9 protein-coding genes are annotated in these 12,428 nt (G+C 68.9%); 4 read left to right on the top strand and 5 right to left on the bottom strand.

Annotated features, from left to right (window positions below; translation table 11 throughout):
* Positions 1-35: 35 nt before the first annotated feature.
* Both E6G06_12225 and E6G06_12220 read left to right on the top strand, forming a co-directional pair.
* Positions 36-977 (top strand): nitronate monooxygenase, encoded by a 942-nt coding sequence (locus tag E6G06_12225; protein ID TML90600.1) that lies wholly within the window; start codon positions 36-38, stop codon positions 975-977.
* A gap of 34 nt (positions 978-1,011) precedes the next feature.
* The gene (locus E6G06_12220; GenBank protein ID TML90599.1) at positions 1,012-2,019 is read left to right on the top strand and encodes a dehydrogenase; all 1,008 of its coding nucleotides are present in this window, start codon (positions 1,012-1,014) and stop codon (positions 2,017-2,019) included.
* Positions 2,020-2,037: 18 nt separating this feature from the next.
* Here the strand turns inward: E6G06_12220 and E6G06_12215 are convergent, their stop codons facing one another.
* The gene (locus E6G06_12215; protein ID TML90553.1) at positions 2,038-3,150 is read right to left on the bottom strand and encodes a glycoside hydrolase; all 1,113 of its coding nucleotides are present in this window, start codon (positions 3,148-3,150) and stop codon (positions 2,038-2,040) included.
* 99 nt (positions 3,151-3,249) lie between these two features.
* Here E6G06_12215 and E6G06_12210 point away from each other — a divergent pair, with 99 nt between their 5' ends.
* Together E6G06_12210 and E6G06_12205 are read left to right on the top strand one after the other, a co-directional pair.
* Entirely contained in the window at positions 3,250-4,512 is a 1,263-nt protein-coding gene (locus E6G06_12210; GenBank protein ID TML90552.1) for a hypothetical protein, read from the top strand.
* Between the two features lie 20 nt (positions 4,513-4,532).
* On the top strand, positions 4,533-6,632 hold the full coding sequence (locus E6G06_12205) for a hypothetical protein (GenBank protein TML90551.1): 2,100 nt from the start codon (positions 4,533-4,535) through the stop codon (positions 6,630-6,632).
* A gap of 25 nt (positions 6,633-6,657) precedes the next feature.
* Here E6G06_12205 and E6G06_12200 read toward each other — a convergent pair whose 3' ends face one another.
* From E6G06_12200 to E6G06_12185, 4 genes are all read right to left on the bottom strand, one after another.
* A complete protein-coding gene (locus E6G06_12200) occupies positions 6,658-6,909 on the bottom strand; it encodes a hypothetical protein (protein TML90550.1) in 252 nt (83 codons plus the stop codon).
* Between the two features lie 31 nt (positions 6,910-6,940).
* Positions 6,941-7,888 (bottom strand): YHYH protein, encoded by a 948-nt coding sequence (locus E6G06_12195; protein TML90549.1) that lies wholly within the window; start codon positions 7,886-7,888, stop codon positions 6,941-6,943.
* Between the two features lie 42 nt (positions 7,889-7,930).
* Positions 7,931-10,600, bottom strand: a complete 2,670-nt coding sequence (locus E6G06_12190) for an alpha-L-rhamnosidase (GenBank protein ID TML90548.1) — start codon at positions 10,598-10,600, stop codon at positions 7,931-7,933.
* A gap of 1,064 nt (positions 10,601-11,664) precedes the next feature.
* Complete coding sequence (locus E6G06_12185) at positions 11,665-12,054, bottom strand: glyoxalase/bleomycin resistance/extradiol dioxygenase family protein (GenBank protein ID TML90547.1); 390 nt, start codon at positions 12,052-12,054, stop codon at positions 11,665-11,667.
* Positions 12,055-12,428: the final 374 nt, after the last annotated feature.

Below are 12,428 nucleotides of genomic sequence, written 5' to 3'. Positions count from 1 at the left end.
GGGCGCTACGGTTCCCCGGCGTGACCGCGGCCGCGATCAGCACGAGGGTGTCGGACCTCCTCGGCGTCCGGTACCCGATCGTGCAGGCCCCGATGGGTTACATCGCCCGGTCGCCGCTGGCCTCGGCCGTGTCCAACGCCGGCGGTCTCGGGATCATCGAGACCTCGTCGGGTCAGCTCGAGGACGTGCGCGAGGAGATCCGCCGGATGCGAGATCTCACCGACAAGCCGTTCGGGGTGAACATCGCCCAGCTGTTCGTGCGCGACCCCGTCGAGATCGTGGCCTTCGTCGCGGAGCAGGGTGTCCGGTTCGTGACGACGTCTGCAGGCGACCCGAGCGTTCTCACCGCGCGCCTGCACGACGTCGGCATCACCGTGTTCCACGTCGTCCCCCACCTGCGTGGCGCAATGAAGGCGATCGCCGCCGGTGTCGACGGGTTGGTGGTCGAAGGCGGTGAGGGCGGTGGCTTCAAGCAGTCGCGCGACGTCGCCACGATGGTCTTGCTGCCCTTGATATGCGGTGCGGTCGACGTTCCGGTGATCGCCGCCGGCGGCATTGTCGACGGCCGGTCGATGGCGGCCGCGTTCGTGCTCGGCGCCGAGGGCGTGCAGATGGGAACCCGCATGGTGTCGGCCGCCGAGTCGCCGGTGCACTCGAACTGGAAGGAGCTGATCGTACGCTCGTCCGAGACCGACAGCGTGATGCTCAACCGATGGGGAAAGCCGGCGTTCCGCGTCCTTGCGACGCCGTACTCCGAGGCCCGCGAACGTGACGAACGGGTCGCGTTTCCCGCGCTCGATCAGCTCCTGAAGGTGTACTTCGAGGGCGACCTCGATGCCGGTTTCGTGTTCGGCGGACAGGTCGCCGGTCGGATCCGCTCGATCGAACCCGTCGCGACGATCATCGACCGCACGGTCACCGAGTTCCACGAGGTGATGATCGAGGTCGCCGGGCGATGGGCCGGCAGCTCGTCGTAGACGTGCTTCACAGGGAGACCTCGTGCGACAGCTGATGCTCGATGGGCCAGGCGCGGTGCGGTGGGACGAGGTGCCCGACGTGCAGCTGTCGGGCGCGGACGCCGCCGTGGTCCGGCCCGTCGCAGTGGCGACGTGCGACCTCGACGTCGCCGTCCTGCGGGGCCGGTTCCCGCTCGAAGGCCCCTACCCCTTCGGCCACGAGGGCGTGGCAGAGGTCGTCGAGGTTGGCGCCGGAGTTCGTTCGGTCGCGGTCGGCGACATCGTCGTCGTGCCGTTCCAGATCTCCTGCGGGCGATGCCCGCCGTGTGCGCGCGGCCGCACCGGTAACTGTGCGGCACACCCACCGCTGTCGACCTTCGGGCTCGGGCCGATGGGCGGGCTCGGGTGGGGCGGTCTGCTCGCCGACCTGACGCTCGTTCCCCACGCCGACGCCATGCTCGTGCGGCTACCTGAGGGCGTCGACCCCGCCGCGGCGGCAAGCGTCAGCGACAACATCTCGGATGCATGGCGTACCGTCGGCCCGCAGCTCGAACAAGAGCCACACGGAGACGTCCTCGTCATCGGCGGCGACGGCGGCCCGAACTCGATTGGTCTCTACGCCGTCGGGATCGCCGTCGCCCTCGACGCCTCACGAGTCGTCTACGCCGATCATAACGCCGAGCGCCTCGCGATCGCGGCCCGGCTGGGCGCCGAGACACGCGAAGGTTCCCTGCCGCGCAAGATCGGCGCCTTCCCCATCACCGTGGATGCCAGCGGTGACCACGACGGCGTGCGCTGTGCACTGAACAGCACCGCGTTCGACGGCACTTGCACCAGCCCATCCGTCTACCTGACAGACCCGCCGTTGCCCCTCTTGTCGATGTACTCGCGTTGTTGCACCTTCCACACCGGACGGGTCCACGCGCGGCCCGCCATCGACCGCGTCCTCGCGCTCATCGCCGGCGGGTTCGATCCGTCCATCGTGACCAGCGCCATTGTGATGTGGGAAGACGCGCCCGCCGCCCTCGCCGACCCGCCGATGAAGCTCGTCGTGACGAGGTGATGCGACGGCCGGCGCCCGTTACGCCACGGGGACACCATCCACGAAGGTCAACGGCAGCACGAACAGGTTGCGGGCCCCGCCGGGATAGCCGACGTGCCCGCGGATCCACGCGTGCAGCGCGAGCCACAGGCGCCCCGCGCTGTCACTGAACACCTCCTGGCCACCGGGGCCCTTGGCATCGGCACTCGAGCCCAGCCAGGGCCCGGGCGCCTTCCTGCACGGCCCGAAAGGTGTCTCGCAGGTGGCGTAGCCGATCGCATAGTTCGCAGTCGCAAAGTCGTTGCCGGAGTAGAAGAGGTAGTAGCGACCCGCGTGGGCCACCATGCTCGGGCCCTCGACGTTCCCGCCCTCCCAGGGTTGGTCTGCCCGCAACAGAAGCCGCCTCGGCCCCACCAGGCCGAGCCCGTCGGGGGTGAGCTGCTGGGCGACGATGCCGGTCATGCCGGGCGCGGCGTGCTTCCAGATGAGGACGGCACGGCCATCAGCGTCGACGAAAGGGCTGGCGTCGATGGCGCCATCCTTCGGACAGACCAGGGGCGCAGCAGAGTTGTCGACGAACGGTCCCTTGGGGTTCGATCCCACCGCCCGCGACAGGCACTGGCGGTCGGGGTCCGGCGCGCGAGTGCTGTAGTACATGACGAAGCCGCCCGGGCGGACGAGCACCGAGGGCGCCCACACCCTGCCGGGTGAGGACCACGGCGCGAGTCGGGCGAGCGCCTCCGAGCGTCGACCCGTCCCGAACAGCCCATCCGATGTCAGCACCGGCACCCGCCGATGCTCGGTGTTCGTCGAATAGGCGTAGTAGGTGTCGCCCACGCGCAGCACGTAGGGATCGGCGAAATCGTTGCAGTAGACCGCGGGGGTGTCGCCGCGCAGCGCGCTGCGGACCTCTCCGGCGAGACCGCTCGCCCCACCGATGCGGGGGCGGGAGGCGAGCGGGCTCGCCTTCACCGCGGTTCGAAACTCGACGCCCGCGCACTTGGACTCGCTGACGAGCGGCACGACGACCGCCACGATCAACCAGACGAGGGCGAGCGCGACCGCCCCCGCCGCGGAAACGATCGCGAGCAGTGTGAGTGGCGTCCTCCGGCGCGAGGGGAAGGGCCCGGTAGTGCTGATCTCGTGGCTCAACGGCTCAGCCTCTCACGACTGTCGCCCGCCGGTTACGCCATGTCCGCGGCGGTTCGCGCCCGATGGCAGGCATGAGCCGAGCAGTAGCGTTGACGGTTGATGGGCGAGCCCTCGCTGCCGTCGGGCATGGTGACGTTTCTCCTCACCGACGTCGAGGGGTCGACACGAATCTGGGAGGCCGACCCCAGCCGGGCGCGGGCCGGGTTCGAGCGCCACGACGCCCTCGTGGCCGAACACCTCGCGTCGTTCGGCGGTGGCCGCCCCAGAGACCAGGGTGAGGGGGACAGCGCGTTCGCCGTGTTCGCCCGGGCCACCGACGCGCTCGGGTGCGCCCTTGCGCTCCAGCGCGCGATGTTCGCCGAGGCGTGGCCCGACGACGCAGCGATCCGCGTTCGGATGGCGCTGCACACGGGGGAAGCCGAACTGTCGAAGGGAAACTACAAGGGTTCGGCCGTACATCGGTGTGCGCGCCTGCGTGGTCTCGCCCACGGTGGTCAGATCGTCCTGTCGGAGGCCACCGCGCAGGTCGTGCGCGACCAGTTGTCGGACGATGTGACGTTGCGCGACATGGGAGTGCACGAGCTCCGTGGGCTGCTGCACCCCGAGCACGTCTACCAGCTCTGCCACCCTGAGCTTCCCACCGAATTTCCGCCGCTGCAGTCGGGATCGGGACGCCCGCGCGACCTCCTCGTCGGCGGTGAGGTCCCGTTGCCCGCGCCGCTCGCGAGCAGCGACGGTGGTGTGTTCGTGGGTCGGGACGCGGAGTTGGCCGAGCTCGACGTCGAGTGGGAAACGCCGAACGCTATCGGAGCCCGTATGGTGTTGATCAGCGGTGAACCGGGGATCGGCAAGTCGCGCCTCGCTGCGCAGTTCGCCGCGGCGGTCCACGAGCGGGGCGCGACGGTGCTGTTCGGTCGATGCGACGAGGAGGTGCTGCGGCCCTATCAGCCATTCGCCGAGGCGTTGAGCAGCTACCTCCGCGTCTTTCCCGCCGACCAGCTTCAGTACCGGTTGGGTCGCTTCGTCACCGAGCTCGGCCGGTTGGTGCCCGAGCTGGGTGATCGGGTGCCGGGCCTCGCCCAGCCCCGTTGGAGCGATGCCGACGCGGAACGGTTCCGGCTGTTCGAGGCGGTCGCGGCATTCCTGATGGAGCTGAGGCGGGGTGCGCCGGTACTGCTCGTGCTCGACGACCTCCACTGGGCCGACAGGGCGACGTTGCTCCTGCTCCGCCATCTGGCACGCCACGCGGATCTGACGGGGCTCGTCGTGCTCGCGACGTGTCGCGACGAGAGTGTGTCTTTGTCGACGCCATTCGCGGAGACGCTGATCGTCGCGAGCAGTCCGTCAGCCGAATTCGGCTGACCGGGCTCGGTGATGCGGATGTGACGGCACTGCTCGACACGACGACGGGCGCGGGACAGCCGGATGGTCGGACATCGGCGCTCGCGCGAACGCTGTGCGAGGGAACGGAAGGCAACCCGTTCTTCATCGGTGAGATGCTGCGCCACCTCGCCGAGAGCGGCGCCATCCACGAACAGGGTGGTCGATGGGTGTCCGATGCGGGGCTCAGTCGCCTCGAGGTTCCCAGTGGGGTGCGGGGGGTGGTGGCCCAGCGCGTCGCTCGCCTCATCGAGCCCGCGGGCCGAGTGCTCGCCGCGGCTGCCGTGATCGGCCGCGAGTTCCGGTTCGACGTGCTCGCTGCAGTCATGGACCTCGACGAGGAGAGTCTGCTCGAGACGCTGGATGACGCGGTGCACGCCGGTCTCGTCGCGGAGATGCGGGGCACAGTTGGCGTGTACGTCTTCTCGCATGCGCTCGTGCGCCAGACGCTCTACGAAGGGCTGACGACCACACGTCGCGCCCGACTGCACCGCCGCGTCGGCGACGCGCTCGAGGCGCTCTTCACCGGTGCGTTCGAGCCGCCGCTGGCTGAGCTCGCGTACCACTACTGGCAGGCCGCCGGCTTCGGCGACGCCGCCAAGGCGATCGACTACGCGTGGCAGGCGGGCGATCGATCGACGGATCTCCTCGCGTACGAGGACGCCAGCCGTCAGTACCTGATGGCACTCGAAGTGCTCGAGGCATCCGCACCGGGTGACGTCACGCGGCGGTACGACCTGCTCCGTGCGGTTGGTGACGCAGCATGGCGCACGAGCGAGGTCCAGCGCGCCCGCGCGAGCTTTCTTGAGGCCGCGGAGCTCGCCCGCCGGATCGGCGACCCGATCCGACTCGCAAACGCGGCGCTCGGGCTCGGCGGAGCCGGCTTTCGCCCGTGGTGGACCGAGCAGGGGCTCGTCGACGACGTCCTCGTGAAGCTGCTCGAGGAGGCCCTCGACGTGCTCGACCGCGGCGACTCCGCGCTTCGGGTCAAGCTGCTCGGCTCGCTCGCGCAACAGCTCTTCGTGTTCGGCGACACCGATCGGCGACAACGGCTCGCCGACGAGTCACTCGCGATGGCTCGCCGCACCGACGATCCCGCCACGCTCGTACAGGCGCTTCTGTTCTGGCGCATGGCGCGGTGGCAGTTCGCGAACATGCGCGACCGGCTCGCCGTTTCCAACGAGGCATTGGAGCTCGCACAGGCGCTCGATCAGCGAGAGCTGGTGATGCAGGCGCTCTCGTTCCGGTTCGTCGATCTGATGGAGCTCGGCGATGTCAGGCGCGCCGACGCAGATGCAGAGGCGCTCGAGGCCGCGGCCCGCGAGCTCCACGCGCCCTATTACCAGTGGACCACCACCCTCTACGCCGCCATGCGAGCCATCCTGGAGGGACGCTTCGCCGACGCCGAGGTGACCGTGAACGAAGGCTTCGAGATCGGCCAGCGCGCGGGCCGAACGGTGGCTTTGCAGATGATGGGCGCCCAGCTCGCGATACTCCGCCGCGAGCAGGGTCGCATCGAGGAATTCCGGGCGATCGCTGTGGCCGCGACGGGGTCCATCGATCTCCCATTGCGAGCGGCACGAATCCTGGCGGACGTCGAGTCAGGCCGTGAACAGAGCGCTCGCCTCGAGTTCGACGCGATTGCTGCGGCAGATTTCGCCGACGTACCCGATGACCTGTTTCGGTCGGTCACGCTGGCGATGCTCGCGGAGATCTGTTCGCGACTCGGTGACAGCCGGCGCGCCGACGTGTTGTTCGCCTTGCTTCTCCCCCACCGCGAGCAGATCATCCTGCTCACGTTCGCCGTGGTGTTCATGGGATCGGTGTCGCACTACCTCGGGATACTCGCCCTCACACGAGGAGCCTGGGACGAAGCCGCCGACCACCTCGAAGATGCGATCGCTCGCCACGCCCGGCTGGGAGCGGCCCCGTTCCACACGCGATCGCGGCTCGAGTACGTGCGAATGCTCCTCGCGCGGAACGCAACCGGTGACCGCGACGCCGTTCGCCCGCTGATCGATTCGATCGTCGCGGAAGCCGAGCGGCTGGGAATGCAGGCCGTGCGCCGCGGCGCCGAGGCGCTCCGCGAGTCGTCGACCTAGCGCGCCCTTTCTCCGTCGCGAGGGGTCAATCAGGGCGACCCTCTTCATCATCGGCGACGGCTCGACGCTGCTCGGCCGCATCGGCGTCCGGCACCTCGGGATCGGGGCTCGTGCGAACGGCGTCGTCGGACGACGATGCGACCGCCCGTCGCTGATCCAGGAGGTCGGCCTCCGCCACCTCGGGGTCGTCGGCTCCGAACGAGACGTCGTCCTCCTCGTCGACGAGAGGCTGCGCCTGCTCGAGCGCATCGGCCTCGGGCTTTGGCTCGTCTGCCATGTTCTCTCCCTCACGCGGCGGGGGTTGGGTGTCAGGGGCGGCCGAGATGAAGGCCGGTGGCGCTCGTGATCGGCGTGCCGCGGTAGCAGCCGACCAGGTACGGGAAGTCCGGCGTGGCGACGTAGTGGTACATCACGGTTCGCTGACCGTGCCAGGTGATCGAGCTCGTGCGGCCATGGCACTCGTCGAGGTCCACGCTCGCGAGGAGGTTGCCCGACGAATCATGGTCGACGTAGATCCCGAAGCCGTCGAGCGCGTAGCCGAAGAGACCGGGGTCGAAACCCGCCGTGTCCTTCCAACACGCCGAAAGCGAGTGGAAGTGGTACTGCCCGGTCATCTCGGGATGCCCGTCGCAGCGGTCCTGCACCTCATGCGCGACCGCGTCGCGACCGCCCGCGTCGAAGGCGCTGTAGATGGGGACGCCGAGCACGCTGACGCCGATCGTCCCGCCGACGCACGAGGGCGATGCGGCGAGCTGCGGCTCGGGAAGTGTCACCGAGAGCGTGTACCCCCTGATCGAGTTGGGGTTGCGGTCGTAGGCGTAGGCGGGATCGCCGGAAGCAACCGGGAAGACGCCGGTCGGCACCGTCGGCAGGCCGTTGCCCGTCAGCGTCTCGCCGCCGGTCGACTCCTTTCCCGTGATCTGGCCGTGCTGGTCCAGCGAACCGCTGACCGCGATCTTCGCGGTGGCGTCCCAGGTGTTGGTGACGGCGTGGATCCACGGCCCGTCCCGGAATGCCCCGCCGCCGTTGAACTGGGTGATGCAGGAGTAGACCGAGCCCTTCACCGCGCTCGTCGCGTACCGCTGATCGCCGATGGGCAGCTTCGTGAGATCGACACCACCGGACGCGGCGCGGGTCGAGGTCGATGCGGCGGCGCTGCTGGTCGTCGTCGTGGCGACACTGTTGTCGCCCCCACCGCAACCGGGAGCGACCAGCGCGGCGCCAACCGCGAGACCGGCGAATGCGCGCCTGATCATCGACGCAGACGGTACAAGGTCGGCATCGCCATAGCTGTGCCGTCAACCCTGAGCTCGCCGCAGCGCGCGGCTCCGCCTCCGACGGACGGCCACGAGCGTCACCAGCGAAGCGAGAACAACACCGGCGATACCCGTGAACAGCGCGACAGCGCGATGACTGCCGCGCGTGCAGGCGCTGCATCGGCGAAACGTGTACGTGCCTGAGCCCACGCGGAAGACCGCGGTGCCGCTCTCGAGGCTCAGCAGATGGACGCCGGTCGCGTGGGCCGCGGCCCCACCCCCCTCTGTCACGTCGGACGCTCGCTTCGCGGGCACGTGCACTGTCGCCGTGGCATTCGGAGGGATCGTCACATGGGCGGTCAGCGCGCGTGGATCGGCTCGCGTCCGCACCCACGACACGGTCACCCGTCCCGCAGGGATGCGCACTACACCCTCGACGCGGTGGAGGGTTGCAGGCGCCACCATGTCGAGCGTTGCCCAACCCGGAGCAGTCGGGCGAACGCCGAGCAGCGCTTCCTGCATGGCCACGAGGACCGTCGAGCCCCACCCGTGCGACATGCTGTCGCCCTCGGCGTCGATCGGGTCCCACGCCTCCCAGGTGAACGTCCCCCCACGGTCGAGGATGTTCGCCCAGCCCGGCTGGTGGCGGTTCGTCAGCGTGGCCACGAGGTCTCCATCGCGACGGGCCGCGTGCAAGGCGCGGAGCAGCGCCTCCGCCGTCATCGGCCCCATCGCCATCCCGAGGCGCACGACGTGGTCCGCGACGGTCTTCTGCCGCAGAGCGGGCACCAAGCCGGCAGCCAGGGCCATGGCGTTCGCCTGTTGAGACGCGTGCCCGCTCTGGGTGCCGTCGGCTCGCAAGCCGTCGACGTAGACACCGTCGGGTCGGGTGAGGTGCGCGCCGACCGCCTCGGTCAGCGCTTCCGCCCGCCGTCGCTGGGTGTCCACCTCGGCGGACGGGCGCCGGAGTGCGGCGGCGACCTCCACGACACGCGAGAGGGCGTCGATCGCGAGGATGTTGACGGTCGTCCGCGCGACCGTGGACACGTCGTAGCCGTAACGCATCGCGGGCGGCCAGTCGACGATCCCGAACTTGTAGTCCTCGTCCCCTCCGCCCGCCAGGTCGGTCACCAGACCGGTCGTCGGGTCGACGTAGCGAGCGACGTAGTCGGCGATGTTCACCAGCACCGGATAGAGCTGGTCGAGTAGCCCGCGGTCACCCGTGTTCTCGTAGTACTGCCACACCCACTCGGGATAGATCTCGGTGTAGTCCGGGATGTCGCGCTTGCCCTGACCCGCGGGGTACACGGCGTTGAGCCGTCCATCGGGCCAGTACCGCGACTGCGATCGGGCGAACTCCAACAGGACCTGGCGGGTGAGGTTCTGTTCGCCGAAGGCGCGCATTGCGGTCTCCGACTCATTGAACGCGTCACGGAGGAAAGGCCCTTTCTCTCGCGTCGGTGTGTCGATGAACTGCTCCTGGGACGCGAAGAGCGCGGAGTGACGAGCCAGCTCCCAGACAGCGTCGAGTGTCGGGTCGGAGGACGAGAAGGACGCGGCGTGCTCGTCTGGAACGTCGGAGTGGCGCGCGTATGCCACGACGTCGCCCGCCGCGAGCACCTCGCCTGGGGCGTCGACCTGCAGGTAACGGAACCCGAGATACGAGAACGTGCGGAACGTCTGCTCTCCCGCCCGCTCGACGTAGCGGGTGCTCATGTCGGTCCCCTGCGTGCCTCGTGAGGTCGAAACGTCTCCCTGCTCGTCCAGCAGGTATCCCGCGCGCAAAGAGATCGCGCGCCCGGCTACCCCGCGATGGAACGTGATCGCCGTTACGGCGGCGATGACCCGTCCGAAATCGGCCACAAAGGCGCCCGACGCGGTACGAGTGAACGCCACCGGCCGCACGGGGGTCTCGACGATGCGGCCGCGTTGGGCCGTCAGGTGCGTGAAGGGTGGAGCCGGGTGCCTGCCGACGACGGTCGGGACCTGCCACGCCGCATCGTCGAAGCCGGGCTGGTCCCAACCCAAGGGCCAAGCGCGGCCGTCGAGTGCTTCGACGAAGTCACCACTGTCCTGATTCCGCGGCGGCGCGGGCAACCACGGCGCTCGCTGCACCCGCCACGAGCCGTCGGTCGTGACGAGCTGGCGCGTGCCGTCGCCGTACTCGACGGAGACCTGCACGATGACTCCCGGCTCCGATGCGGGACGGCCCTTGCCCGTCCCGGACCAGTGGTAGAGCGCACCGATGGCGTTCGCCACGCCGCTGCGAAGCGCCAGGGTGACGTCCGTGGCCAGGTAGTAGCCGTCGTCCGGATAGGCGAACGACGGCCCTTGGGCCACACGCGTGCCGTTGATCCACAACTCGGCCTGCTGCGATGCCGACATGTACGCGACGGCCCGATCGATGGCGGCGGCCTTCAGGGAGAAGTCGGTGCGCGCGAACGTGTACTCCTCGGGTTCGCCTGCAGACGCGCGGCGAATCCACGCCGCTCGCCAGTCCGGGTCCCGCAAACCCGTGTCGAACCGAACCGGAGTCGCGAAGGGACTCGCCCGTCCACCGGCATCCCAGATACGCACCGTCCACCAGTAGCGGGCGTCGCTCAGCAGAGCCGGGCCGCGATACGGAACGAATGCCTGCTGTCGTGAGGCGACCCGGCCGCTGTCCCACACGAGATCGCCTCGAGCGGGGGCGGTGGACGATCTCCGCGACACCACGACGCGGTACGCGGACTGAACCGAGCCGCGCGGGCCAGGTGCCAGTTGCCAGGCGAAGTCCGGTGCCACGTCGTCGACCCCGATGGGGGCGAGTCGCCCGTCGANNNACGAGGAGGCCTGGGCGCACGGGTAGAGGACGCGAGAGCCGGTGCCGGGCTGACGACCATCGCCGCGGACGCGACCGCGGCAACGATGCGGGCGGCGCGCGCCCGATGGGGCAGACCGTGAGGGCCGACGACCTCGATGGCGCTCATGATGCCCCGGTGCGGGTACGTCGCGTAGGCGTCGAGCGGCAGATGCGTCAGGTCGACGTCGTACGGCGCAGTCATACGATCACGGGTGCCGATTGGACCTGCCAACCCGAGCGCGTAACCAAGCCAATCTGGCGCCGGGGTCGTGAGAGCATGGACTCGGCGGGCGGGGCCACCCTTGTCGCCAAGCCGGATGCGAGAGCAGAATTGGCAGGTCGCTGTCGAGGGGGCGGGGGTGGGCGAGGTTAAGGGCGTCTCCAGGCGAGACCTCATAAGGAAGGCAACGGTCGCCGGGGGAATCGTATGGGCCACCCCCGTGATACAGACCATGACGACGGCAGCTTCGGCAGCGGGGACGCCAGAGCCCGGCTGTCCTGATTGCGCGCAGACTTCCTGCCTCTCTGGATGCGGCGCCTACACGTTCGATTCTGAGGGTTGTTTTTGCAGCACCGGTCCAACCGGAGTATGCGAGCACGTCTTCTTTCCCACAGGGCAAGCCTGTGAGGAGTACGCGGCCTGCGGGCCGGCGCCTGGGTACACGTGCTTGTCCGGATTCCGCTGCGTGACTACGTGTTGCTGTGACTTCGGTCTTCCGCCCTTCTGCGCACCGGTATGCCCTGGCACGCAGCAAGCGCGCAAGGCCCTGGGCGTATCCATGCCACCCGGGCTCTAGTGGAGCGTCGCGGATTCAGTGACGCGCCAGCACGTCAGCGCCGGCGTGCCCGCCTGGCAAGAGATCGCTGAGGACTGGCTCGCAGCCAAACGCGTTGGGCGAGATGCTGCGGGAAGCGCATCGATGTCAAGTTGCAGCTACAAGCCGGCGTAGAACTGCAGGCCGTTGCCGTCCGGATCGCGCACGTGGAACTCACGTGTGCCCCAGCTGGTGTCGGTGACCTCGGTGCGATCGACGACCCCCCCGAACTCCTCCGATAGGGCGTCAACGTCTTGCGTCGGAAACCGCAGGACAGGTCGATCGCCGGCAACGCCTTCATAGTCGTGCCACTGCATCGCCAGGCACGCCGCATCGCGCACCACCATCGCAAACTTCGGTGCGTGGTCGTCGTCGCGAAAGACCTCCTCGAACCCGAGCTGGGCGTAGAAAGCCAAGGCTCGGCTCACGTCCCGCACCATGAGCACGGGCTCGACTCGATCAAACTGTTCCACCCGATCTTCCGGCGAGACCTCCATGACCTGAACCATGCCAGGCCCTACGCGACTTGGCTATTTCAGCGACGGACCACTAGGGCGACTGATACCGGGGCATGTCTGCCTACGCGTCGATCATGCGGCGTGCCCCGTCTTCAACTCGACGTACATGATCCGGGTCCGCATCACCTTCCAGGCTGCCACCCGGCGACGACGCCGACCGCGATAGAAATGCCGATCCGCGCTCGACGACTCTTTGCGCATCCGGCACTCTGTTGCGGTGGCTCAGAGAACGGCTCGCAGCGCGCTCGGCTGGCGAGCACATTCGGGTTGGGCCGTGCTCGTCGTCGTTCGAGGGCCCGCGTCGTCCCCAGTGATACTCACCCGATCGCGGATCGACCTGGTTGACGCGTCCTTGCCGAATCAGC

The organism is Actinomycetota bacterium, from assembly GCA_005888325.1.
GTDB lineage: Bacteria > Actinomycetota > Acidimicrobiia > Acidimicrobiales > AC-14 > AC-14.
Note: the sequence above shows the minus strand (reverse complement) of the source record. Positions and strands in the feature narration are given on the sequence as shown.

Excerpts from the sequence above, each read along its gene's own strand:
- E6G06_12220 (TML90599.1), top strand. The coding sequence starts at position 1,012 with ATGCTCGATGGGCCAGGCGCGGTGCGGTGGGACGAGGTGCCCGACGTG.
- E6G06_12210 (TML90552.1), top strand. The coding sequence starts at position 3,250 with ATGGGCGAGCCCTCGCTGCCGTCGGGCATGGTGACGTTTCTCCTCACC.
- E6G06_12200 (TML90550.1), bottom strand. The coding sequence starts at position 6,909 with ATGGCAGACGAGCCAAAGCCCGAGGCCGATGCGCTCGAGCAGGCGCAG.
- E6G06_12195 (TML90549.1), bottom strand. The coding sequence starts at position 7,888 with ATGATCAGGCGCGCATTCGCCGGTCTCGCGGTTGGCGCCGCGCTGGTC.
- E6G06_12185 (TML90547.1), bottom strand. The coding sequence starts at position 12,054 with ATGGTTCAGGTCATGGAGGTCTCGCCGGAAGATCGGGTGGAACAGTTT.